Raw genomic sequence first — 25,764 nt, forward strand, 5'->3', positions numbered from 1 at the left:
AAGGGCTTTAAGATATCAAGATGATGAAGAAATTAAGAGTACTTATAGGAGGTTGGTTGCTTTTGCTTTCGCAGCTTGTATTTGCGCAGCAGGATGCCCAGTACAGCCAGTACATGATCAACGGTATCTACATTAATCCGGCCTATGCGGGCTATAAAGAAGTGCTGAATGTGCACAGCTTTTACCGGAGCCAGTGGACGGGTATTACCGGTGCACCCAGGAGCATGTCGCTTGCGGTCGATGCCATTGCCAACAGCGGTAATGTAGGTTTGGCACTTCAGGTGGCCAGCGATAAGTTAGGTGCACAAACCAACCTGAGTATTTATGGCAACTACGCTTACCGCATCCGGATGAATGATGATGGCAGCTCACGCCTGGCACTGGGCCTAGGCGTGGGTATGGTACAGCTGGGGATCGATGGTTCAATGCTGAATCCCAATAATCCCGAACCTAACCAGCCTGTAGGCGTGCAAAGTACCATTGTGCCCGATGCGAGGGCAGGAATATATTTCGCCAACGATCAATATTATGCCGGTTTTTCGGTCGATAACCTCATTGCCACTTACATCAATATCGACCGTTATGCCTTTATCCCTCAACCCAAACCGCATTATTATTTAACTGCTGGCGCTTTGTTCCCGCTTTCCGAAAACTTCCAGATCAAACCTTCCTTTCTGTTGAAAGACGACCGCGGAGGCCCGACCAGCTTGGATGTAAATGCCTTTTTGATGATCAAAGATTTTCTTTGGGTGGGTGGTTCGTACCGTACAGGAGTGAAACTCTATAATAAAAGTTATCTGCAGCGCGACCTTACTCCACGTAATTCGGCAGTTGCTGCGATACAGCTTTTTCCATCAGAAAAAATCAGGATCGGTTACGGTTACGACTTTTCTATCGGCCCGCTGCAGGGTTACAGCAGTGGTACGCACGAAATTTCTTTATCTTACTCATTCATCAAACCTAATATCAGAGTAATGAGCCCAAGGGTATTCTAAAAACATATCCATGTTATGATCTTTATAGGTACGCCTATTTTTAAACGGAAATATAGCTGCTAAATCAATATCCCATCTGCCCAGCTGATTCTGCATATCACCAGGTGTTATTTCATGATTTCCCATGGTCTGTGTCTCCACAGACCATTCTTAGCTAAAATTGTTAGTATTTTGTTTAAAACAAATCACGTTTTATTTTTATTAAAACTAAAAATATTAGTAATTTTGATTTCAATCATCCCAATTGACAGTAATGGAAAAAGAAAGGCAGATTATTCATATGGATCAAGATGCATTTTTTGTGTCGGTAGAAATCAGAAAAAATCCCAAACTATTAGGCAAACCCGTCATTATTGGCGGTGGCGGCGATAGGGGCGTAGTAGCTTCGTGCAGTTATGAAGCCCGGAAATACGGTGTCCACTCGGCAATGCCCGGCCGAACGGCGAAACTCCTTTGTCCGCAGGCCATTTTTTTAAGGGGCGATATGGAAGAGTACTCGCAGGCCTCGCACGAGATTACCGAAATCATTGCCGATAAAGTTCCGCTTTTTGAAAAAGCCAGTATCGATGAGCATTATATCGATATGACGGGTATGGACCGCTTTTTTGGCTGTATGAAATTTGCTTCCGAACTCAGACAAACCATTATTAAAGAAATGAGTCTGCCCATTTCCTTTGGTTTATCTATCAATAAAACGGTGGCTAAAATTGCCACTAACGAATCCAAACCGGCTGGCGAGCGGCAGGTTACTTTTCCTGAACTGCGGCCCTTCCTCGATCCGCTGGCTATTCATAAAATTCCGGGTATAGGCCATGCCACCTATAAAAAACTGAGTGAAATGGGCGTGCGGCAAATTCTTACCCTTACACAAATTCCGCAACAGCTCATGTTTAAAATACTTGGGCAACACGGATTAAGTTTGTGGCAAAAGGCAAATGGTATCGATCTGGCTCCTGTAGTACCTTACCGCGAAAGAAAATCAATCGGTACACAGGCTACCTTCGAAAGCGATACCATGGATATGGCCAAATTAAAGGCCATTATCACTGGCATGGTAACCGGCTTAACCTTTCAGCTGCGCAACCAGAAAAAATTAACGGCCTGCATTACCGTAACCGTACGTTATACCAATTTCGAAACGGTTACCCAGCAGGAACGGATTCCTTACACCTCACTCGATTCTTTCCTGATCAGTAAAGCCCATAGTCTTTTCGAAAAAGTTTATGCCAAAAGAATGTTGTTGCGTTTAGTGGGCGTAAAGTTGTCGCATTTGGTAAGCGGTTATGAACAGATGGGCTTATATAACATTGCCGAAGAAGAATATAGCCTGTATCAGGCTATGGATAAGGTAAGAAACAGTTATGGGGCAGAGGCTGTGGTAAAAGCCTGTATTGTTACCCAGCCACCCCGCGATGAAAAAGGGAAAGTGATCAAATATAATCCCCGCAAAAAGAAAGTGTTGATCGAAAATACCAATGGTGAAGAAGAAAAAGAACCCGAAGTAAGGAAACGGTCAAAAATCAGGAGTTTTATGAGCGAAAAAGGAACAATTGGAACTAAATCTTACGACTGATGTTTTTAAATGTCCATTCTGCTTATAGCCTAAAATATGGTACGGAAAGTATCGGGCAACTCATTGCCACTGCGCGGAGTTTGGGTATCCACCAGATGGTGCTTACCGATATCAATAATTCAACCGGAGCTGTAGAGTTTATCCGCGAGTGTTACAAACAGGGCATCGCCAAAACGGCCGATGATATACACAAAGGCAATATTCCCTACCGGATTAAGCCTGTAGCCGGCATTGAGTTCAGAAATGGTAACAGGGTGCTATATGTAGGTATTGCCCGCAATAGGGAAGGTATGCGCGAGTTGAATGAGTTTTTAAGCTACCATAACATCAACAATATTGCCCTGCCCGAAAACCCGCCCGAAATGGAAAATGTATACCTCATTTATCCTTTTCATAAATCTTTTAACCGCGAGCTCAAAGAAAATGAGTTTGTTGGCATCCGGGGTAAACAGCTTAATTTGTTGTACAAACATCCCCTTTTAAAGCAAAAAGAAAAACTACTGGTCTGGCACCCCGTTACTGTAAGCAATAAGATTACCTATCGCCTGCATGAATATTTTAGGGCTATTGAGCTGAATACATTGCTCAGTAAAGTACCCGATGAGCAGAAATGCGAACCCGATGAATTCCTGATTCCGGAAGCCCAGCTTACCCGGCAGTTTGAGCAATATCCCTTCATTGTTCAAAACACACAACAATTGTTGGATAGCTGCGATTTGAGTATATATTTTGAAAATACCCCTGTGCCTTCATCTAAAAATAGGTTTTACTATACCAAAACAGGTTTGGAAGGTGATAAAAAAATGCTGCGAAGGTTGGCGACAGTAGGACTTAAATACCGTTATGGCGAAAATAATAAGGAAGCTATGGCGCGTTTAGAAAAAGAGCTGCGAATCATTGAACTTAAGAACTTCTGTGCCTATTTCCTCATCACTTTTGATATTGTACGTTATGCCATGAACTATTGTGGCTTTTACCATGTTGGCCGTGGTTCGGGGGCTAATAGCATTGTGGCTTACTGCCTGCGCATTACCGATGTAGATCCCATCGATCTGGATTTATACTTTGAAAGGTTTTTGCATGAGAAACGAACCAGTCCGCCTGATTTTGATATCGATTTTTCCTGGGATGAACGCGAAACCATCCAGCGCTATATTTTTAACCGTTACCCCAAATGGCATGTCGCTTTCCTGGGCACCATGAGCACTTTTAAAGACCGTGCCATTATCCGCGAAATAGGTAAGGTAATGGGCTTGCCCAAAGAAGAAATCGACAGTTTTACCGACCCAACCAAAGAAAAGGAAAACCAGAAAAACAGCACTTACCAAAGGCTGCTTGCCGTGCACCATTACATGAAGAGTATGCCCAATCAGCGTTCTATCCATGCCGGGGGCATTTTGATTTCAGAAGAGCCCATTACTTATTATACCGCACTGGATATGCCACCAAAAGGTTTCCCTACCGTACAGTGGGATATGTACGAAGCCGAAGCAATCGGGTACGAAAAATTCGATATTTTGAGCCAAAGGGGGATTGGCCACATCCGCGAAGCGGTACAACTGATTCAAAAGAACAAAGGGAAACCAATTGATATACACAATTTTCCCGTTTTTAAGCATGACGCAGAATTGAACAGGATTTTAAAGGAAGGTCAACCTATAGGCTGTTTCTATATCGAATCGCCTGCTATGCGGCAGCTGCTTAAAAAACTGAAATGCGATAATTACCTCACCCTGGTTGCTGCCAGTTCCATTATCCGCCCCGGGGTGGCCAGTTCGGGGATGATGAAATCGTACATCGAGCGTTACCATGCGCCTGATAAGGTTGTTTACCTCTGCGAGGTAATGAAGGAGCGTTTGAGCGAAACCTATGGCGTAATGGTGTATCAGGAAGATGTGATTAAGGTATGCCATTACTTTGCTGGACTCGATCTGGCCGATGCCGATGTACTCCGTAAAGCCATGAGCGGTAAATATCGGTCTAAACTGGCTTTTGATGAGTTGGTGAATAAGTTTTTCGCTTCAGCACGAAAAGAAGGCCACTCAGAAGAACTGATTACTGAGGTTTGGCGGCAGATTTCATCCTTTGCCGGTTACAGCTTTTCAAAAGCTCATTCGGCTTCCTTCGCCGTAGAGAGCTACCAGAGCCTGTACCTTAAAACCTATTATCCCATGGAGTTTATGGTGGCCGTGCTCAACAATTACGGCGGTTTTTACAGTCGCTGGGTATATGTTAACGAACTGCAGAAAACCGGTGCCCGGGTGCATTTACCCTGTGTAAACCACAGCGATGAAGTGGTGAACATACGGGGCGAAGATGCTTATCTGGGGTTTATCGGGGTGCAGGGCCTGGAAGAAAAAAATATAAAAATTATCCCCGCCGAACGCAAGGCCAATGGGCCGTACCTCGATCTGGAAGATTTTGTAAAACGGACCAATATTTCTTTAGAGCAGGTCATTATTTTAATTCGCCTGGGCTGTCTGCGCTTTACCGGTAAAGACCGCAAAACGCTGCTTTGGGATGTGCACAATTACCTCGGCTTTAAACAAAAGAAAGTAAATGCTGCCGAACTTTTTAAACTCAGTTATAAAACTTACCAATTGCCAGAACTGGCAGATTCAGAGCTCGAAAATGCTTATACCGAACTGGAGCTGCTGGGGTATCCACTTAATCATAAAATGTTCGATTTTCTGAAAACCAGTTACCGTGGCGATGTAATGGCGGCCGATCTGCATAAACATTTAGGTAAAACCATCAGGATGGTAGGTAATTACGTATGCGAAAAAACAGTGCATACCATTAAAAATACCAAAATGTGGTTTGGTACATTTTTAGATGCCAATGGCGATTTTTTCGACACGACCCATTTTCCCAATACTACGCCTGTTTATCCTTTTAAAGGCAAGGGCTGCTATCTGATTTTAGGTAAGGTGGTCGAAGATTTTGGCTTTCAGAGTATTGAGGTATTGAAATTTGCCAAATTGGACATTCAGTTGAACCCGGTAGCGATTAATTAAAACAAGTGATATGAACAGTGCTAAAATTAGGAAAGAGTATTCACTGGTTCTTCATCCTTCCATAGAAATTATTGATAAAGTTGCGGCTTTAAAAGCTAAATTAACAACCAAAATCAGGAAATATGCAAGCAGAGATTCAGTTGCTCATGTTACCATTATTAAATTTTTAGCTAGTCAAAAAGAATTAATAATTATCGAAAAGAAGATCGAAATGTTTTGCAATTCACAAAAGCAGCAGAAAGTGATTTTTAATAGGTTGATCTCCTCAAAAAAAAGCCGCACCATTTTTGTAATTCCAGATGAATCTTCCAAAACTTATTTAAAGAATCTTTTAGATGATTTCCAAAAAAGGTTGAAAACACGCTGCACTAAAAGTGGTGGCGAAGCACATATCTCTATCGGCCGTAAATTAAGCTCAACTCAAATTGACCTGGCCCAAAATTTATTTGGCCCTGTAACTTTAAAGTTTAATTGCGATACCGTTGCCATACGGAGGTTCAGTAAAAACGCTGGCCAGTTCGAAGTAATTAAAACCTTTAAATTTTTAGAAAATTCATTAATTGATTCCCAATATTCCCTATTCGATTAGTATTAATTTAAAATCATGAGCCGATTAAATCTACTAATCGGCTCATAAATATGCTTGTTTTTGAGCCGATTAAATTGTATATTCGGCTCATGCAGTATAATTGGGAGTTAAAAACCTGGCCAAACTTTACTTTTTCCACAAAAGATATTGAGCATGATCTCTATCATTTTGCTCAGCAAACCGGTGAGGTTAATGCTTTGTTAAAATCGTTACCTGATGATATAAGGCAAGAAACATTACTTGAAATGATTTTGTCTGAAGCCATAAAAACATCAGAAATAGAAGGGGAATTTTTAAGTAGAAGAGATGTGATGTCATCCATTAAAAATAACCTTGGACTTAATAAAACACCTGATGTTGTAAAAGATCAACGTGCTTCTGGAATAGCTGATTTAATGATTGATGTGAGAAATACCTTTTTAGATGAATTAACTAAAGATACCTTATGGCATTGGCATAAGCTTTTATTCACAGGGAATAAATATATAAACATGGGTGCCTGGAGAAAAGGCGATGATCCGATGCAGGTCGTATCTGGAGGAGTAGGTAATGAAGAAATCCATTTTGAAGCACCACCCTCACATCGTGTTATTGGTGAAATGGAAGCTTTTATCACCTGGTTTAATGCAACCAAACCACAGGGTACTAAAGAAATTAAAGATCCCGTAATAAGGGCTGGTATTGCTCATCTGTATTTTGAAACAATCCATCCCTTCGAAGACGGAAATGGTCGTATTGGGAGGGCAATTGCAGAAAAAACTATTTCGCAGACATTAGGCCGGCCAGTAATGCTCAGCTTATCTAAAGCAATCGAAAGTAATAGGTCTGCTTATTATCAGGCTTTAAAAAACGCGCAAAGAAGCAATGAAATTTCTGAGTGGCTCAAATATTTTGTGGCTATTGCACTTCAGGCACAATTGGAAGCCAAACAAACGATCGATTTTACACTTCGTAAAATAAAAGTTTTTGACCTATTCAGAGAAAAATTTAATGATAGGCAAAAGAAGGTTCTACAAAAGATGTACAGTTTCGGAATTGATGGTTTTGAAGGAGGGATGACCGCTAAAAAATATATTTCAATCACTAAAACTTCAAAAGCTACTGCCACAAGAGATTTGAAAGAGTTGGAGAATTTAGGTGTTTTAATGGCTTTTGGCAGCGGTAGGAGTGTGCATTATAAAATCAAAGATTAATAATCCTGCTTGCGCGCGTTTCAAACGCGTGCAAGAATAGCCCAACGATTGCATCGTTTAACAGTTCTTCAACATAATTTCTATATTTAAACCATGATCCACTTCAAAGCAGAAATAGAACGTTTCGAAACCATGGGCGAAAAAACCGGCTGGAGCTACGTATTTATTCCCGAAGCTTTAGCTAACGAAATTAAAGCCGGCTGTAAAAAGAGTTTCAGGGTTAAAGGCAAAATAGATGAGCTCGAGGTTTCAGGGCTGGCCACCATACCCATGGGAGAAGGAGATTTCATTATTGCCTTAAATGGTCCTTTACGTAAAAAACTCAGAAAAGAAGCCGGTGCCGCAATCGAATTGTTTTTAACAGAAGATAAAGACTTTAAAATTGAAATGCCCGAAGATCTCGAAATATGCTTGTCAGAAGAGGAACGCCTGATGCAGAATTTCTTAAAACAACCCAAATCGCACCAAAACTATTACATCAACTGGATCAATCAGGCCAAAACAGAACCCACCCGAACCAAAAGACTAGTTATGACCGTTAAAGCGATGGATAAAGGGCAGGACTTCGGGACAATGATTCGTGAATCGCAAGGGAAGTCCTGAGTGATTGACGTTAATGGTCAATAGTTGATGGTTCATGGCCGGATACCAGATGACGCCATCCACGAATTATGGGCTATAAACTATTGACTCCAGACTTAGGACTTTCTACTATAATTCCTGAACCAGCTGTTTACCTTCATTTGGATAACCCCTAAAAAAGCCTCCCTGAAAATGCGCGTGCTCATTTTTGAAGTTCCTTCGGTGCGGTCGGTAAAGATAATGGGTACCTCAACCACTTTAAACCCGAATTTAATTGCCGTAAATTTCATTTCAATCTGAAACGCATAACCCACAAACTTAATTTTGTTTAGCGGGATGGTTTCCAATACAATTTTGCGGTAGCATTTAAAACCAGCTGTAGCATCCTGAATGTTGATGCGGGTGATAAAACGAACATACATGGAAGCAAAGTACGACATTAAAACCCTGCCCATTGGCCAGTTTACCACATTTACCCCTTTAACATACCGTGAGCCAATGGCTACATCAGCGCCGTTTACACAAGCTTCGCGCAGGCGGGCCAAATCATCCGGATTGTGCGAAAAGTCGGCATCCATTTCAAAAATGTAGTCGTAATTTTTTTGCAGTGCCCAGTTAAAACCATAGATGTATGCAGTGCCCAGGCCTTGTTTGCCCGAACGTTCTTCGATAAATAAATGCCCCTGGTATTCGTCCTGCAACGATTTTACAATGTCAGCAGTTCCGTCGGGAGAACCGTCATCAATAATTAAAACATGAAAAGGTTGTGTTAAAGAAAATACCTTGCGGATAATCTTTTCGATGTTTTCCTTCTCGTTGTAGGTTGGTATGATGACTAAACTATCTGGCACGTTCGTTATTTTTTTATGAATGGAAGCTTTTGGCCTTTGTATTATGCGTAATAATTGCTTTTAAACTGCGAAAGTAAAGATTTAATATGAATTCGCCACGATTTTTCATTGAATTGTGGAAGCTTTAAATCAACAACATTTTACCATTTAAAACATATAAGGACACTTAAAATTTAAAACTGGTATGAGCTTTCATGGCTTATATGCTTGGTATTAAGCAATTATTTTTACCACCTAAGACATATAAGAACATTTAAGGTTTAAAACTTATATGAATCTTACATGCCTTATATGGTTAATATTAGGCAATTATCTCACTTCCTGCATTAGCCTTTTAACCAGCTGAGAAAACAGGATTAAAGCCACACCGGCTATTAACGAATACAGCGCCAGGGCTTTGTAACCTTCGGTATATGCCATTAATTTGGATGTAAGCGAAGCATTTTCGATGCTCGACATTTCTGCACCCAACTTTCCTGCGGCCAGTTGCCCAAAAGCACTCGATAAGAACCAGAGTCCCATCATCATCCCGAACATTCTTTTAGGCGAAAGTTTGGTAATAATCGACATCCCGATAGGCCCCAGGCAAAGTTCGCCCAGTGTTAACAGTAAATAAGCAAAGGTAAATACATTTAATGAGCTAATGCCCTGTGCGTTGGCGAAGAAACGGGTAGCATAAAATGCATAAAAACTCAGCGCAAGTAAAAGAAAACCAATACCGAATTTAACTACCGTGTTAGGCTCAATTTTGCGTTTATATAAACCCAACCACAAAATACCCACTATTGGACTAAATACAACCACAAAGAAAGAGTTTGCGCTATTGTTTACCACATTAGGATCGATGTTAAAAAAGAGGATTTTATGGTCGAGGTTATCTTTAGCAAACAACGATAATGAACCACCACTTTGCTCAGAAATGGCCATAAAAATGAAATAACAGAAGATAAATACAAATGCTGCAAGTAATTTATACTGCGCCTTTTTATCTTTTATTTTAAAGGTTTCGTACAAAAAGTAAATCATGGCAATTACCCCAATGGTGTACATAAAGTAATCGGCAAAAACGGTGTTTTTTACCATGATGTAAATTAAGGGGATGCAGAGAATAGAGCCTACATATACAGAAATTTCGGCTACTCTTTGTTTCGCTTTTTTAAGGTGCAGTAAAGGCGAAATACCAATCGGCCCCAAATGTTTTTTGGTAAAAATAAATGTACCTAAACCAAACGCCATTACAAGCGCCGCTGATAAAAAGCACAGGTGCCAGTTGTAATATTTACCCAAATAAATACACATGGCACCACCCAATAGTCCGCCTATGTTAATACCTGCGTAAAATAAGCCATAGCCGGCATCGCGTCGGTTATCTTGCTCATGGTAAAGTTCGCCTACCATTGATGAGATATTGGGTTTAAAGAAACCTGTACCAATAATTGATAGGGTAATGCCCACATAAAACAAGTCCTGAGGCGAAAAAGCGAGGATCAGGTTCCCGATAATCATTAAAGAACCACCCCAGAAAAGTGATTTGCGGAAGCCCAAAATACGGTCGGCAAAAATACCGCCGATAAAAGTAAATGCGTATACAAAAGCCTGGATAGCACCGTATTGCAAGTTCGATTTCTGGTCGCTAAGCCCAAGCTGGTCGACCATAAAAAAGGCCAGAACGCCCCGCATGCCGTAAAAACAAAAACGTTCCCACATTTCTACCAGCGACAGGTGCCAAAGTTGTTTAGGGTATTTACCCTCAAAGTTTTGGATATCTTCTATTGAAATTGTTTTTTCCATGAAATTGGTTTAAAAATGAAAAGCCCGATCAGGAACCGGGCTTTTTTAATTATTTGGTATGCATTAATCCAGTATATCCTGGTGCATCATTTTTTGTAGTTTTTTAGTAATCGCGAATAAGATCAAAGATGCAATTCCGGCCATCACCACAAACATCATGAAAAATTCGTATAACGAGTTGATCTGGATGCCTAAAATAGATTGATATTCGAAAGGGATTTTTAAATCTTTAAGTTTAGCCAGTTCTGCAGCTGTAGGGCTAACTGTTTTAGATAAAATAGGTTGAAGGTTAATTCCCGCATCGGCTGCTTGTTTAATTTCAGCAGTTCCCGGAGGGTATAAACTACTTAAAATACCTGCAAATTTGTTTGCTGCAGCGTTAGCCAAAAACCAAACAGCCATTAATAACGAGCCGAATTTTAATGGAGCCAGCTTATTTACCAACGATAAACCAATAGGAGATAAGCAAAGTTCGCCGCAGGTGTGCAAAGCATACATACCAATTAACCACATCATACTTACTTTGGTTGATGAAGACACATCTTTAACACCAAAAGCAATCCAGAAGTAACCTAAAGCCAGTAACAATAAACCGATGGCCATTTTAGTTGGCGAGGAAGGTTCTTTTTTACCCAGTTTAATCCATAACCAGGCAAATATAGGTGCAAACGCTACTACGAAAATTGAGTTTAACGAAGCAAAAATACTAGCTGGTACCGTTAAAAAGCCTAAATCTCTCTGGGTTTGCTCTGCAGCGAAGAAGGTTAACGATGCGCCTGCCTGCTCGAAGGCACTCCAGAAAAAGATAACGAAGAAGGCAACGATAAAGATTACGCCAATACGTTGTTTTTCAATTTTGCTTAATGTACTGTCAGAGAAGATGATAAAAGCGATAAACAATACCGAAGCTATCAATAAATAGGTTAAGAAGCTGAATACTTTGGCATCAACATAAAATAAGCCAATCATTAAGGCCGAAAAGGCTGCTAATCCGAAACCAATAACCAAAGGGTTTAAGGCCGCTTTAGGCGTGCCGGCAGGTACCTGGCCTAATTCTTTGCCATCTGGCGCTACCACATATTTTTTCTGAAATAAAATCTGTACCAAAACACCCAGCAGCATGGCTATACCACCTGCAAAAAATGCCCATTTAAAATCAAGCGGATTGCCTGTATCGCCTAAAAAGCCACATACTATTGGTCCTAAGGCGCCACCTACGTTAATACCCATGTAAAAAATGGTATAAGCAGCATCGCTTCTTTTATCGCCTTTCGGGTATAACTGACCTACTAATGAAGAGATATTGGGTTTAAAGAATCCGTTTCCGGCGATCATAAATCCTAAACCTGTAAAAAACAGGAAGGTTGACAGTTGTTCGTTAGTATGGTATAAAGTTGCGCAAAAGAAAAGGATAAATTCGCCCAGGGCCATCATTAAGCCACCCGTAATAATCGATTTTTTATTTCCCCAGTAACGGTCGGCAATGTAACCGCCAATTAGTGGTGTTAAATAAACCAATCCGGTGTAACTGCCATACAGGTTAGAGGCAAAAGCTTTATCAAAAAGCAGGGCTTTGGTCATAAATAGAACCAGGATTGCCCGCATACCATAGTAGTTAAAACGCTCCCACATCTCTGTGGCAAATAGCACATATAACCCTTTCGGATGGCCAGTAGATTGATTTGGTGTTGATGTCATATTCAGTTTCAGTTTGTTTTAGTTGTTTATGTAATCAATATTTTTATTTAATTCCGTATGCTTTCATGATGTTGTTGAGCCATTTGAGCAGCATTAAACCGATGATGGCAGAACCCATCAGCAGCGAAAAATTTACCCAAAAGAAATTGGCTTTGTCTTCGTAGGTATCCCACAAGGTGGCCAGTACACCCGAAAGTTTATTGCCAATTGAGGTAGAAACAAACCAGCCGCCCATCATAAGCGAAGTAATTCTAACAGGGCTTAGTTTAGATACGAGCGATAATCCCATAGGACTTAAGAACAATTCGCCAATGGTAATAATTCCATAGGTGCCCATGAGCCAGAGTACCGATACTTTTTCGGCTCCGTTTTTACCTACATATACAGCGGTAACCATTACCAATACAGAAAGTGCCGATATAAAAATTCCGAAAATAATTTTACTGGCGGTACTGGGTTCTTTTCCGTTACGGCGAAGCCAGGTAAAGAAAGCTACAACCAGGGGCGTAAGCAAAATTACCCATGCCGGATTGATAGATTGACTTAAATTGGTAGCCCAGAGTTCTACACCGCCGCCATCTTGTGGCAATTCGGCTGCAGGTACATTTTTAAAATAAGTTGGGTAATTGTATTCTTTCTGAACAACGCCATCCACTTTCTGCAGGCGAAAAGCATGGTCGTAAAGGGCTACGCTATCTTTTTGGTAAGTTAAATTTTGAGACAGGCTTAAGTTCGAAAAGGCATTTTTAGCTGTGGTGTTGGTTAAGCTCCGATCGGTATAGCGGTCGGCCCAGGTGGTTAATGCAGTGCCATTTTGTTTAAAAACAGCCCAGAATAAAATTACCACCACAAATATGGTCAACAATGCTGCAATAGGCCGTTTTTCTTCCTTGCTGGCCTTGAAAAATAAAGTGCTGTAAAAGTAGATTACAGGGAAACAGGCAAATATAAATGCATCGGTACTGGTAGAACCTACCAACGGATGACCGATGAGTTTGCTAGGCAGCACCCAGCCAATTACACCAGCAATAATAGATGGCAGTAAAATAAGCAGGCAGATTTTAAGAAAAGACATATCGCCTTCGGCCATACCTTTCTTAATATCGAATGCCCGGTAGTGTTTAAGCCCGCTGATGAATACTACCACACCGATAAACATACCTACACCGGCAGCAAAGAAAGCATATTCCCAACCCAGCATAATATAAAGGGCTGCGCCAAAAAAGTTGCAGATAAATGCACCTACATTAATACCCATGTAAAAGATATTGTAGCCATCGTCTTTTTTTGCCTGGTATTCGGGGGTAGAATAAATGTTTCCGAGCAGGGTAGAGATATTGGGTTTAAAGAAACCATTGCCCAGAATTACCAGGGTCATGGCCAGGTAGAGCATGGGTAAGCTGTGAACGCCCATCAGGCAATAGCCGGCACCCATCATCAGGCCACCAATAATGATCGATTTGGCATAACCCAGGTAGCGGTCGGCAATAAGTCCGCCTAAAAATGGTGTTAAAAATACTAAGGCTATAAATGTGCCGTATAAATCGGCCGATTCGGCTTCAGTCATGGCGAAGCCTGTTTTTACATCCTTTAAATAGAGTGTAAAAATGCCAATCATTAAATAATAGCCAAAACGTTCCCACATTTCGGATAAAAATAGAAATTTTAACCCCTTGGGATGTTTAGTTTGGTTTGTTGTGGGCATTTATTGGACATTTTTAAGGCGCAATATAGCGAGTGAAGGCCATTCTGGCAAATTTTTAACTCAGCGCCATGGTAATGAAGTTGTTAAGTTTTGTTAAAAATTAAAACTTCCTGATTGGTTTAATATTTTTCTTTGGATCTGCATAAAGCTCATCGTTCGAATTGGCCTCGTTATTAAGTGTAAGCTCTTCCTGCAATTTTAATTTGCCGCCAATGATTTTGAAACCATCAAAAGTGCCATCCGATCCGTAAAATTCAGGTTTTCCTTTTATTTCGGGATCAAAAGAACCCAGATGGTCGAATACAATCATGCCTGCTTTTAAGTCGGTTTTAAGCATCATGGCATTCGATTTGGCGTATTCGAATATTACCCTGTTTTTCCCTTTCAATTCTTTTCCGTCGAAAACCGGCGCTCCAAAAGTTACATTATCCTTATCAAAGGAAAGGATTTCGATTACTTTTTTGGTGGTTGCCTGTGTGTTTCCTTTCCAGCCTAACAATACATAATATGGTAAGCGGTTTCCGCTGGTTACGGGTATAATTTCGTAATAGCGGGCACCAAACCATTTCTGATTGTTCGTTACCACATTCGGATCGTTCATGTTCTCCGTTTGATCGATTAGCGGATAGAGTTTTAACGGCCCATTTTTGGTATTCATCTGGATGGTACCATAGTAACGGTAGCTGCCATTTTCGAGCTGTACATACCAGGTTAAAGTTCTGAAAGCCTGATCGGGAGATTTAATTACCGAAACGGTTTTTAACGAATCGAAAGGGTAGGCAAAAGAATTGGGTGTTTTTAAGGCTTCTACCAATAGCTTAACAAACCTGCCATTGCTTTCGAGCTTTTCATTATCGCTTAATGCATTTACTGTAGCTGTAGAAATTTTGATCAGCGAATCCTGAAATACGTTCAGTTTATTAGGAGCCTGTTGTGCTTGTACATTAAAGCTCAGCAGGCCAGTAAATAGCAGGGAAAGCAACTTTAGATTCTTCATTATCATGCTTAAACGGGTATTTTACAGCTATCAGTATGTTTATGCTATTTTTTCTATTACCAGTGCGCTGGCACCACCACCGCCGTTACAAATTCCGGCTACGCCAATTTTGCCATCGTTTTGTGCCAGTACCGAAAGGAGGGTAACCACAATGCGGGCACCTGATGCTCCCAGCGGGTGACCTAATGATACAGCACCACCATTTACGTTTACCTGGCTATCGTTTAAACCGAGCAATTGGTTGTTGGCAATAGAAACCACCGAGAAAGCCTCGTTAATTTCGAAAAAATCGACAGCTTTTATGTCAATATTGGCTTTATGCAAAGCCAGCGGAATCGCTTTTGAAGGAGCGGTAGTAAACCACTCTGGTGCTTGCTGGGCATCGGCATAGCCTAATATTTTGGCCAGCGGTTTTATACCCAGTTCTTTTGCTTTATCGGCACTCATTAAAACCAATGCTGCTGCGCCATCATTCAGGGTAGAGGCATTTGCGGCCGTAACCGTTCCGTCTTTTTTAAAAACGGGCTTTAGTGCTGGTATTTTATCAAATTTAACTGCTGTAGGCTCGTCGTCGGTATCAATTAAAGTAACCTCGCCCTTGCGGTCTTTTACTTCTACGGCTACAATTTCGCCGGCAAATTTTCCTGCAGTTTGTGCTGCCTGAGCTCTTTTGTATGAGTTAATGGCAAAATCGTCTTGTGCTTCGCGGCTAATGTTACACTCAGTAGCGCAAAGTTCTGCTGCCGATCCCATGTGATAATCGTTGTAAACATCCCACAAGCCATCTTTTACCAATCCGTCAGTCACTTGCCCGTGACCTAAGCGATAGCCATTTCTTGCTTTATCGAGGTAGTAGGGTACATTGCTCATGCTTTCCATACCACCGGCTACAATAATATCGTTATCGCCATTGGCAATGCTTTGTGCAGCCAGCATAATGGCTTTGGTGCCCGATGCGCATACCTTATTTATAGTGGTAGCCGGTAAATCGGGCAAGCCGGCAAACTTGGCAGCCTGCGTGGCAGGGGCCTGACCTAAATTGGCCGATAAAACGTTGCCCATGTACACTTCCTGAATCTGTTCGGGCTTTAAACCTGCTTTTTCTATAGCCGCTTTAATGGCAAAACCGCCAAGCTGGGTAGCCGAAAACTGGGCTAAAGCACCACCAAAACTGCCAATAGGCGTTCTAACAGCCGATACGATTACAACTTCTTTCATGTAAACTAAATTTTTTATGAATTTTTGGTTAGGCCGCTAAGTTAGTTAAACGTTAGAGGTTTGCAAAACCAATGTGGCTTAAATAATAAAAGAAGTTAAGTTTAAACCGGCAGGGTATATATAAAATTGCGTTGAAAAGAAGTCAAGTTTAAACTGGTAGGATGCATATAAAACTTGCGATGAAAGAAGTCAAGTTTAAACCGGCAGGATGCATATAAAACTTGACTTCTTTGGTAAGTAAATATTTTTTTGAAAATGTGTGTTCCAGTGTTCATGGCAGTCTTTAGTCCTGCTATCCCTCCAAGTCCTCACTCATGCTTCGCTCCGGGCTTTCCGTTCTATCAGGTTTTTTGGGCAAAGCCTGTGGTTCTTAGTACGAAGAAACCTCGCAGGTTTTAAAAACCTGCGAGGTTTAATTCGGCGTTTATGTTATTTAAAACCTGCGAGGTTTCTATGGCGGTGGGTTTTTGCGTTAGGGATTTCTATGGCATAATCAAGGAAAGAGTATAGTTTTTTTCATAAGGGCTATTTCTTTTGATCACGGCTAAAGCCAAAGCAAGTAGTTTGTTCCTTACGGCATTAATAACGGACATTTTATGTTTTCCTTCGCTAACTTTTCTCTTGAAATAATCCTTTTTTGTTTGGGAACGTCATCTCGGATTTGTCATCAATAACGGATCCCAAAAGAAATTCGTCATTGCGAGGAGGAACGACGAAGCAATCTTACAACTATAGGTTTACAGCGACCGCATTAAGATTGCTTCGTCGGCTGAAAAAGCCTTCTCGCAATGACGATAATGTAAGAAAAGGTTAAAAAACAAAGTGCCACCTTTCGGCGGCACTTTATCAACAGTAGCTTAACTTTCTGTTTCTACTATATATTTGTTTTCGAGCGTACCATCACTATACAACTTTAAAATGGCATATCCGGGAGGTGTTTCCTGGTAATAATAAGGCTGGGCAGAACGTTTATCGCCTTTACCCCACCAAAAACCACTCATGGCGCCGTTGCAATAATATTCTACGCCATTGTACCAGGCCCTATCCAGCAGATGCTGGTGACCACTGAGACAAACCTTCACCTTATCTTTATGCTTATAAAAAAGCTGTTTCAATTCTTTATGATCGCCATGCTGGCCACCTTCCCAGGTACCGGTTACGGTAAGGATGGGGTAATGCGACATGAGCAGTACCGGCGTATTTGCAGGCAGTTTTTCTAATTCGGATTCCAGCCACTTGTATTGCTCGGCATCTAAAGCGGTATTTTTATTATTTCCATCTAAAATGATAAAATGCCAGCCATTTTTACTGAAACTATAATAGCGGTTAGGTATTTTAAGCCTTTTTACTACATAATCTTTACCGTACATTTCATCGTCTTTTGAAGGGGCTGCCCACCAGATATCGTGATTGCCGATACAGCTGTGCAGTTCGTAGCCATCAAGCTGTTTAATGCATTTATCCCAAATCGCCCATTGCTCTACCACTCTTTCGCGAGTGATATCATTATAATCGGCAGCATGGATGCTATCGCCTCCGTTAAGGAAAAAGTCGACTTTCAAATCCTTAATTTTTTGCAGGCATTTCTCAAACCTGGCTGGCGCATTATCGCCCTCACGAATGTGCACATCGGTAATATGGGCGACGGTTAAAACCAGCTTCTTTTTTTTATCTTTTTCGGCAGGTGCAGTTGAAGCAACCGCTTTTAAATCGCCCAGGGCTAATGCAGCAGTAGCCAAAGGCAGTGCTTTTAATAAACTTCTTCTTTTCATGTTCATTTGTGTTTTGTGTTAAAGAGATCGCTATTTCAACCTCAAGAAATCGTCATTTCGACTGAAGCCAGCCGGTTTTTCGCCGGCGGCGAAACGGAGAAATCTAATAATAGATCTCTCCGTTCGCTGCGCTTCAGTCGAGATGACGGTTCTTAATAGGTTATTACCAACCAGTTGGTTGTTTAAGTTGTGGATTTAACAAAATCTGCTGCATCGGGATCGGGAAATAATAATACTTCGGTTCGATAAACGATCTTGGGCTGGTTTGGTTTTCGGGGAACATAATGAAACCCGAAGTACCATTACTCAGATAGAAACTGTTATCGCTTAAATAATATTTTACCAGTTTATCCTTTACTGATGCAGGCAAACCATCAAGCGGTGTTTCCTGACCAGCAGCCTGTAAAATGGCCACATCTTCTACCCCATCGCCGGTAACATCATAAGCACCCAATTTGGCCACATACATGCCCTGGGTAGGTCTTTCTAATAATTTACCCGCTTTCCAGCGCAACAAATCGGCAAATCTGAAACCTTCGCAGGCCAGCTCTACATTGCGCTCGCGTCGGATTTCTAAAAGTACGCCCTTATTAATACCGTTAACTGCAGGATACATAGCTGCCAACACATTATCAGGACTAGCATTTGCGGTAACCATATTTAATGCTGCAACCCCTGCACGATTACGCAGTACGTTAATGGTCTGGTCTAAATCTGCCTGACTTAAAGTGCCCAGTTCGGCATTTGCTTCGGCATTATTTAACAATACTTCGGCATAACGTAATATCGGCAAATCGGTAAATTCGGTATATGACTTGCTTGTTGGGTCGATGGCGTAAAATTTAATTTGAGGATAACCGCCAAAAGTTGGCCTTGTTTTATTGGCTGCTCCGCCCAAAGTAGTTGAAAAGCCGGGAGGCGCCACCGTTACAGCCATCCGTGCATCGCGGTTTTTAAATATCTCGGCGTAAGGTTTTTTATCCCAATCTGTGGTTGAGGTAAAAGCCGTTCCATCGGTCATTAAATAGGTATCGATTAAACTTTTGCTTAACGACCACTGCCAATCGAACACATAGTGTGTATCGTTCGAGCGGTTTAAAGCCCGGTTATAATCATCGTAAAAGATCATTTCCTTATTGCCACTTAAATCTTCGCTGGTAAACAGTTTCTGGTAATCTTCTCCTTTTTTACCGGTATTGTAAATACTGAAACCACCATCGGTCATTACCGTTTTAGCAGCAGATGCTGCCCTTTGCAAAAAGCTAGTGGCCGAGCTTTGCAAACCCAACTCATCATGGTATTTCCTGAAAGTACCTTCATACAGGCAAAAACGCGATAACACGGTTAAAGCCGCCCATTTGGTTACCCGGGTATTGGTTCCGGTTGGCAGTACGTTGGCAGCAGCATATTCTAAATCGGCCAGTACCGAATCGGCTACCAGTGTACGCGGATCTTTGGCTTTGTAAAGCTGCGCTTCATCATTGGTACCTAAAACAGTATTATAATAAGGTACATCGCCGTATCTGCGAATCATGTTAAAATAAAATATCCCTCGGTAAAAACGGGCAATACCCACAAAGTGTTTAATGGTAGCTGCATCGCCTGTTACATTTTTTAGGTTATTAAGCATGTAATTGATGGTGCGCAGGTTGCCCCAATTCCAGCCGCCCACGTTTGCAGGCGTGATTTTGCCCCTGATCATATTATCCAATTCGTGTCCGCCCAGATAAACCGAGATATTATCTGAAAAAAGATCGTTTGTACCGGCGCCAAACATGCCATAAAAGCCATTGGTGTAGGTTTCTAAATCGGCTGTGGTTTTAAAAAACTCGTTCGGGGTAATGGTGGTTTCCGGAATCCGGTCTAAAAAATCCTTCTTACATCCGGCCAAAAAGCCAAGGGTAAGGATAACCACAAATATGTTGATGTAATGTTTTGTTTTCATTTGTTTAGGATTAGAAATTAAAGTTCATACCAAATGAGAAAGTACGTTGAAATGGATAGATATTGCCATCCAAACCTTCAGGATCCAGTTTCACTTTCAGGTTGGAGTGTTCGAATAAATTTTCGCCACTTACATAAAAGTGTACATTTTCGATCTTAGCACGTTTTAACAAACTTTTAGGTAAGGTATACCCCAGGGTGATGTTTTTAACGCGCATGTACGAAGCATCTTGCAGGTATCTGGTGTTCGGAATACCCAACTCCTCACCGGTATCTTCGGCAGCATAGGCTTTTATCCTCGGGAAATAAGCATTTGGTGTTTCAGGGCTCCAGTGATCTAAGTTTTGCACCGTAACATTGGTCCAGGGTTGTGCATAAATTCCCCAGAAATAAATGTTACTGCCACTGGCATACCAGTCTCTTTTAGCAACCCCTTGAATATACACGCGTAAATCGAACCCTTTCCAGGCACCCGATAAATCGATACTGTAAGGAAGACGGTTCCGGTTATTGCCCAGTTTATAGTAATCTCCCGGATTGTCTACTGTTTTGTTTCCAAAATCGATTTTACCATCGTTATTGCGGTCTTTAAACTTAATATCGCCTACAAAATACTGGTAACGTTGGTCATCAGTACCTACCGCAGTTTGGTTGGCATGGTTTTTCAACTCATCGGCATTCTGAAAAAAACCTTCGGCTTCTAATCCCCAAATCTCACCAATTTCCATTCCCTCGTAAAAGTTAGCCGACAGCAGCTTACTCGGATTATCGAAACGGGTAATGTAAGTCCTGCTATCACTTAAGGCCAATACTACATTATAGCTAAATGGCGAACCACCTAAAGTAGCCTGATCTTTCCAGCCCACTTTTAATTCCCAGCCTTTGGTTTTTAAATCGGCTGCATTGGTTGTTGGCTCTTTTGTACCAAAAACACCGGGCAAAGGCTTACCCGGTACCAGCATGTTTTTAGTAAAACGGGTATAACGGTCAAAATTTACTTCCAGCCGGTTTTTAAAGAAAGCCGCATCGATACCCAGGTTTACAGATGATACTTTTTCCCAGGTAAAGTTACTCGAAATAGCTGCCGGCGGGCTAACATAAGTTGGCTGTGCACCACCTAAAATCTGAGAAGTTTTACCGCTGCTTAATTTCGACAGGTAATCGTACTCGCCTACCGCAGCCTGATTGCCCAATACCCCATAAGAACCTCTGATTTTAAGCATATTCATTGCTAAAAAATCTTTTACAGGCGCAAAAAACTTTTCATCAGACAATACCCAACCAGCTGATCCGGAAGGCACAAAAACCCATCTTCTACCTGGTGCAAAGCGCGATGAACCATCGTAACGGCCATTTAACTCTAACAGGTAACGTTCTTTAAAATTATAGTTAACGCGGTAAAAAAGTCCTTGTACCGCCCATTCAGAAATGCTTTCGGTTACAGTCTGGTCGCCGGTAGCCAGGTTGATAGAAGGCAGGCTATTGGAAATTAACAGTTTACGCGAAGCTGTAAAGCTATTGTAGCGCAATTCCTCCTGATTGTAACCCACCAAACCCGACACAAAATGATCACCTAACTTTTTGTGAGCCTCGGTATACAGGTTAATGATATTGTATTTGGTATTGGCATGCTGATCACTTGCCGACGTAGAAGTAGATAAAGGAGGAGATAAATTAGGTCCGGTTTTATAGGGTACCGGAATTTCGTATGATTTGTTTAAGTTATTTACCCGCCTTAAAGTTGCATCTCCTTTTAAACTCCAGATATCTTTAACCAGCGAAGCATCGAAAGAAAAAGTGGTTTGTACCGTGTTCGAGCTTAAGGTTTTGCGTCCACCTTCCTGTACTGCCCCTAGTAAAGAAGCACCGGCTGATGTCCACGAGCCATCGGGGTTGCGCGGAATATCCGTTACGTTTGTACGGTTAATATTCCAGAAATAGTTTCCATCAATAAAGGTAGGCGCCTCGTAATAGGTAGAGGTTAACATGGTGTTGTTAGAAAGGGTAAGCCATTTGGTTACATTCAAATCTACCTTTCCACGTAAGTTATAAATGTTGTTGTTCTCATCGGCATTCTTGATCATTCCTTTCTGTTTGTAATAATTGGCAGAGAGGTAATAGCTTACCTGATCGGCTTTTTTAGCTACGGTTACGCCCACATTGTAGGTTGGTGCCGATTGATTATAGGCTTCTCTAAGCCAATCTGTCGATCCGATATAGAACCATTTATTCGGGTCGGTCGGGTCGGTAATTACCTCTGGTAGCGAAGGATCTAAGGAACGTAACCTGGCTGCTTCTACCAACGCAGCACTGTAAGCCGGGTTATATAAAGGAAAAGCCGCTTCATTTTTAGCTTTCAATACCTGATAAGGATCGGTAACTACTTCCGGCAGTTTACCCACTGTACGGTATGCGGTATAAGCGTTTACACCTACGTTTAATTTACTGCTTTTGGCTGTACGGGTAACTATTAAAACAACCCCGAACGGTGCCCTTGCACCATAAATAGCCGATGAAGCCGCATCTTTTAATACCGATACACTTTCGATATCGGCCGGATTAAGGGTTAATAAATCTGAACTGCTGAAAGGCACATTATCTACCAATATTAAAGGTGTACCGCCGTTAATGGAGGTAAAGCCCCTGATGTTAAATTCGGGTGCCGTATTGGGCCTGCCGTTGGCAATAGAAATATTTAAGTTCGGGATTAAGCCCTGCAAGCCCTGTCCAACATTAGCAATAGGTCTGTTTTCTAACTGTTTGGCACCAATAGCATCAACCGCACCGGTTAAGTTGGCCCGTTTCTGCGTACCGTAACCCACCACCACTACGTCTTCCAGATCGGCCAGATCAGGTTGCAGCGAAATGGTTAAACTGCCGCTTTTGTTTACCGGTACCTCCTGGGTTTTATAGCCCAGGTACGATACCACTAGCACAGCACTCTCTCCGGCTATGGTAAATTTAAAATTTCCGTTCTCATCGGTCTTATGAAAAATTTTGGTTCCTTTAACCGATATAGAGGTGTTTGGCATGGCTCCACCCTTCTCATCAACCACTTTACCACTCAACTCGATGTTTTTAAACAGATTTAATAGTTTTTCAAATACCGAAATTTCGGTGGCTTTGATAATTACGGTTTTCTCGTCAATGGTATAGGTTAATGGTTTGCCAGCCAGGCATTTTTTCATTACCTCATCTAAAGGGGCATTTTTAAAAACGGCATTAATGGTTTCGCTGCTTTGCAGTTTATCGGCTTCCCACAATACATTATAGCCGGTTTGTTTTCTGATTTCTTTGAAAACCTGCTTAATGGTAATGCGTTTATTGACTAAAGAAAGGCTTTGGGCATTGCTTGTTGCGGCACTTGCCTGAAGTAGGGCAGTTACCATTAAAACTATAAAGAGTTTCATCACGCGCAAAAATTTGGTCATGCAGGAGCTATACCTGCAAAAATTATTAGCAGAATTTATATACATTTGTTTGTTTGATTTTGGTTTCTATTATTCTATCGCATAGTTTATATTGAACTGATCCAAACATTCGCCGGTTTAGGCCGGCTCAGGGTCAGTAATGTTGGTAGCATTGCTGACTTTTTTTTGGATTGCAGTTTTTAGGTTTACTTCATTACTACAATCCTCCTTTCTTCAATTTTAAAATGAACAGATCCTGTTTCTTCTATCTTGCTCAGCACCTGAGATACATTTCCAAACCTGGAAACGGTACCGCTAAAACCTTTGGTTAACAAACTTTTATCTTTAAATACTATATCTACATTGTACCAGCGCGATACTTTGCGCATAATACTTTCCAGATCTTCATCATCGAACATAAAAAGACCTTCTTTCCAGGCCAGGGCCTCTTCGGTATCTACGGCGTTTACTTTAACCGAAGTGCCTTTTAGCACCGACTGTTCGCCGGGCTTTAAAACTTTAGCCAGATTTCCGGCTCCGCCTGCAGGTGTAACCCTAACCGATCCCTCTACAAGTGTGGTTTTAGTATTGTCTTCATTATCGTAGCTGTTGATATTGAAATGGGTGCCCAAAACTTCTACCAACTGGGTTTCGGTTTTTACATTAAACGGAACCCTTTGTCCATGGGCAGTTTTTTTGGCCACTTCAAAATAAGCTTCGCCGGCAAGCTGTACCTCGCGACCGGTATTGGCAAATGCTGTCGGATATTTTAATGATGAGCCTGCATTAAGCCAGACTTTAGTACCATCGGGCAGGTTGATCTGGTATTGGCCACCCTTTGGCGTTTCGATGGTATTAAACTGTGGTTTGCCTGCAAGCAATTGGTTTGTAGTATTTTTAGCGGTGTAAACCAGCTCGCCTTTGGCGGTTTTGGTAATGCTTACACCCTCCTGCTCGGCTATTTTACCATTCTGCACATCATCGAGCACAATTCTGGTGCCGTTGGCTAAAGTAAGGAAGGCTTTATTGCCGCCGGGTTTAATATCGTTTTGAACCAACGGTCCGGCATTTTGAACTCCAGGTTTAGAGGTATGTTGGTACTGGTAAAAGCCAAAGCCCAAGGCAAGCAAAACAACTGCTGCAGCTGCCCAACCCCATGGCATTTTTACTTTTTTGGGCTGCTGGTTACGTTCCTGTATGGTTGCCCACATCGAATGCCCAAGCGAAGCATAATCCGGCTCGGAAGGTAATGCCTCCTGGTTTTCGGTTACCTGCAGGTACCACGACTCTACAATAGCCACTTCCTCAGGTGTACAATTTCCGGCCAGGTATTTTTCCAGTAATGCTTCAGCTCGTTTATGGTTCATAACTTACAGTATCGGTTGATGTATGGTTATGAACATTTGCCCGGGTGTTGGGCGTAGAAAAAAATAAAAAAAAATTAAATTGTAAAATCAGAAGAGGAGAACGAACAAACTACCCAGTTTTAAGCGCAGGATTTTTAGTGCATTGTTCATTTGTTTTTTAACCGTTTTATCCGAAATATCCATACGTAGCGCAATTTCACGGTGCGATAAATGTGCGTTGCGGCTCAACTCAAAAATCTCGCGCATTTTTGCAGGCAACTGGCCCACTTCGAGTTCAATCCGTTTGGCCAGTTCGCGGTTGCGCACCAAATGATCGGTGGTATTGTTGCCGGCTTCGATAAATTTCTCGAGCGAATTTAAGTAGTTGTTTTTTACTTTTCCGCGTTGAAACAGTTTAAGGATACTGTTGCGTACGGCAGCATATAAAAAACACGATAAGGAGGTATGAATTTCGAGTGCTTCAGATTTCGACCACAGCATTACAAATACATCCTGCACCACATCTCTTGCTTCTTCGTCGTTTTGCAGAATTTTTCGCGCATAGCGGAATAGTATAGCCCAGTAGCGCTGGTAAATTTCTGCATAAGCGCGGTGGTTACGCTCCTTCAGGAGTAGTAAAAGCTCATCATCAGTATTCAGATTATAATCACCCATTACCGTCCTAAATTTCTTGCAAAAAAACTATTCTGATGTTAAATATACAATTCTCTGCGTATTAACAATTTGTTAAGCATAAAAATATTTTTGTATACAAATACTAAATTAGTTTGAGCAGGATAAGTGGTAAACCGGAACAGGGTGGCGGCTAGAGGGGATCGTCATTCCCGCGCAGACGGGAACCACGAAGTGCTCAGCGAAGCTAATCGTAATGCTTTTGCTAATTGCTTTTCCCATCGCTCAATCTTGCCTCGGTTAGCCACCGAAATGGCTCTTACTTTTGGCTTGATCCAAAAGTAACAAACTTGAGCGCAGCGAAAGCATGCCAGCCGATAAAAACAACAGCAAAATGGCATAACTGAAAGGCTTGGATCTGATGTTGGATAAAATCGTCAAAGCTTTTAT

The 25,764-nt window shown here is 41.6% G+C and carries 17 protein-coding genes; 6 read left to right on the forward strand and 11 right to left on the reverse strand.

Features of this window, described 5'->3' with window-relative positions:
* Positions 1 to 20 precede the first annotated feature (20 nt).
* From OC25_RS18835 to OC25_RS18860, 6 genes are all read left to right on the forward strand, one after another.
* On the forward strand, positions 21 to 995 hold the full coding sequence (locus OC25_RS18835) for a PorP/SprF family type IX secretion system membrane protein (RefSeq protein WP_245222080.1): 975 nt from the start codon (positions 21 to 23) through the stop codon (positions 993 to 995).
* A gap of 253 nt (positions 996 to 1,248) precedes the next feature.
* A complete protein-coding gene (gene dinB, locus OC25_RS18840; protein ID WP_039479292.1) occupies positions 1,249 to 2,568 on the forward strand; it encodes a DNA polymerase IV in 1,320 nt (439 codons plus the stop codon).
* Positions 2,568 to 5,585 carry a DNA polymerase III subunit alpha gene (gene dnaE / locus OC25_RS18845; RefSeq protein ID WP_039479294.1) on the forward strand — a complete coding sequence of 1,006 codons (3,018 nt, stop codon included), beginning with the start codon at positions 2,568 to 2,570 and terminating at the stop codon, positions 5,583 to 5,585. The genes dinB and dnaE overlap by 1 nt, the downstream gene beginning before the upstream one ends.
* Before the next feature lie 10 nt (positions 5,586 to 5,595).
* Positions 5,596 to 6,174: a hypothetical protein gene (locus tag OC25_RS18850; RefSeq protein WP_039479296.1), complete on the forward strand. Its 579-nt coding sequence runs from the start codon at positions 5,596 to 5,598 to the stop codon at positions 6,172 to 6,174.
* Between the two features lie 89 nt (positions 6,175 to 6,263).
* Positions 6,264 to 7,367: a Fic family protein gene (locus OC25_RS18855; RefSeq protein WP_039479299.1), complete on the forward strand. Its 1,104-nt coding sequence runs from the start codon at positions 6,264 to 6,266 to the stop codon at positions 7,365 to 7,367.
* A gap of 93 nt (positions 7,368 to 7,460) precedes the next feature.
* Positions 7,461 to 7,970, forward strand: a complete 510-nt coding sequence (locus OC25_RS18860; protein WP_039479301.1) for a YdeI/OmpD-associated family protein — start codon at positions 7,461 to 7,463, stop codon at positions 7,968 to 7,970.
* Positions 7,971 to 8,065: 95 nt separating this feature from the next.
* Here OC25_RS18860 and OC25_RS18865 read toward each other — a convergent pair whose 3' ends face one another.
* The 11 genes from OC25_RS18865 to OC25_RS18915 all read right to left on the reverse strand — a co-directional run bounded on the left by OC25_RS18865 (position 8,066) and on the right by OC25_RS18915 (position 25,356).
* Positions 8,066 to 8,800, reverse strand: coding sequence for a polyprenol monophosphomannose synthase (locus tag OC25_RS18865; protein WP_039479304.1), 735 nt, complete (start codon positions 8,798 to 8,800; stop codon positions 8,066 to 8,068).
* Positions 8,801 to 9,109: 309 nt separating this feature from the next.
* The gene (locus OC25_RS18870) at positions 9,110 to 10,591 is read right to left on the reverse strand and encodes a peptide MFS transporter (protein WP_039479306.1); all 1,482 of its coding nucleotides are present in this window, start codon (positions 10,589 to 10,591) and stop codon (positions 9,110 to 9,112) included.
* A gap of 63 nt (positions 10,592 to 10,654) precedes the next feature.
* Positions 10,655 to 12,289: a peptide MFS transporter gene (locus OC25_RS18875; protein ID WP_039479308.1), complete on the reverse strand. Its 1,635-nt coding sequence runs from the start codon at positions 12,287 to 12,289 to the stop codon at positions 10,655 to 10,657.
* A 43-nt stretch (positions 12,290 to 12,332) separates the two neighbouring features.
* A complete protein-coding gene (locus tag OC25_RS18880; RefSeq protein WP_039479309.1) occupies positions 12,333 to 13,994 on the reverse strand; it encodes a peptide MFS transporter in 1,662 nt (553 codons plus the stop codon).
* Between the two features lie 100 nt (positions 13,995 to 14,094).
* Positions 14,095 to 14,991 carry a hypothetical protein gene (locus OC25_RS18885; protein ID WP_082018651.1) on the reverse strand — a complete coding sequence of 299 codons (897 nt, stop codon included), beginning with the start codon at positions 14,989 to 14,991 and terminating at the stop codon, positions 14,095 to 14,097.
* Positions 14,992 to 15,030: 39 nt separating this feature from the next.
* Positions 15,031 to 16,209, reverse strand: a complete 1,179-nt coding sequence (locus OC25_RS18890) for an acetyl-CoA C-acyltransferase (protein WP_039479313.1) — start codon at positions 16,207 to 16,209, stop codon at positions 15,031 to 15,033.
* 857 nt (positions 16,210 to 17,066) lie between these two features.
* The gene (locus OC25_RS18895) at positions 17,067 to 17,981 is read right to left on the reverse strand and encodes a metallophosphoesterase family protein (RefSeq protein WP_039479316.1); all 915 of its coding nucleotides are present in this window, start codon (positions 17,979 to 17,981) and stop codon (positions 17,067 to 17,069) included.
* Positions 17,982 to 18,144: 163 nt separating this feature from the next.
* On the reverse strand, positions 18,145 to 19,926 hold the full coding sequence (locus OC25_RS18900) for a RagB/SusD family nutrient uptake outer membrane protein (RefSeq protein ID WP_039479319.1): 1,782 nt from the start codon (positions 19,924 to 19,926) through the stop codon (positions 18,145 to 18,147).
* A gap of 10 nt (positions 19,927 to 19,936) precedes the next feature.
* Complete coding sequence (locus tag OC25_RS18905; protein WP_167335411.1) at positions 19,937 to 23,335, reverse strand: TonB-dependent receptor; 3,399 nt, start codon at positions 23,333 to 23,335, stop codon at positions 19,937 to 19,939.
* 206 nt (positions 23,336 to 23,541) lie between these two features.
* A complete protein-coding gene (locus tag OC25_RS18910; RefSeq protein WP_039479324.1) occupies positions 23,542 to 24,702 on the reverse strand; it encodes a FecR family protein in 1,161 nt (386 codons plus the stop codon).
* Positions 24,703 to 24,789: 87 nt separating this feature from the next.
* Positions 24,790 to 25,356, reverse strand: a complete 567-nt coding sequence (locus OC25_RS18915; protein ID WP_039479327.1) for an RNA polymerase sigma-70 factor — start codon at positions 25,354 to 25,356, stop codon at positions 24,790 to 24,792.
* Between the last annotated feature and the right edge of the window lie 408 nt (positions 25,357 to 25,764).

Origin of the sequence: Pedobacter kyungheensis (assembly GCF_000812965.1) — a bacterium.
GTDB classification, from domain to species: domain Bacteria; phylum Bacteroidota; class Bacteroidia; order Sphingobacteriales; family Sphingobacteriaceae; genus Pedobacter; species Pedobacter kyungheensis.